Raw genomic sequence first — 600 nt, forward strand, 5'->3', positions numbered from 1 at the left:
TCAATCCGCTGCCTTCCTTTCCGGGCTTGCCCAGCCCTCCGGCCGACCCCGCCTTGCAGCGCGTGTGGCATGGCCTGGTGTGCGAGGCCTGGCGCGAGGACAGCAATGTGCAGGAAACCCGCTACCGCTTTGCCATCGGCCCGCGCCTGTGCCTGCTGGCCGAGGGCAGCACCTGCCGTTTGTTTCAGAACAACACGGTGCAGCAGGTCATCACCGCGGTGTTGCAGCAGCATGGCTTTGCCGCCAGTGAAGTGCGGTTTCAATTGACTGCGCCGCTGCCCACCCATGCCCACCTCACCCAGTGGCGCGAGTCAGATTTGCAGTTCCTCTCCCGTCTGGCGGCCGAGGCCGGTCTGTTTTACCAGTGTGTGGTGGAGGAGGCCGACAAGGCGGTGTTGCTGTTTGGCGATAATCTGGAGCACTACCGGCGCGGGCGACTGCTGGATATGCCGCTGCCACCGCCCGGCGGCCTGCGCCAGGATGACAGCCCGGCCATCCAGCAGTGGCAGATTCACCATCGCAGCATGTTGCGCAGCGTGCGGCGTACCGATTTCAACTATCTGACGGCGGATGCGGTGCTGGATGCCGAGCAGGATGGTA

Annotated in this window: 1 protein-coding gene; it reads left to right on the forward strand. The window is 64.5% G+C overall.

From position 1 onward, the window contains the following. On the forward strand, positions 1-600 hold a 600-nt coding region (locus HWX34_RS20425; protein ID WP_178974005.1), incomplete at both ends, for a phage late control D family protein.

Source organism: Aquitalea sp. LB_tupeE, assembly GCF_013391415.1.
Taxonomy (GTDB): Bacteria; Pseudomonadota; Gammaproteobacteria; order Burkholderiales; family Chromobacteriaceae; genus Aquitalea.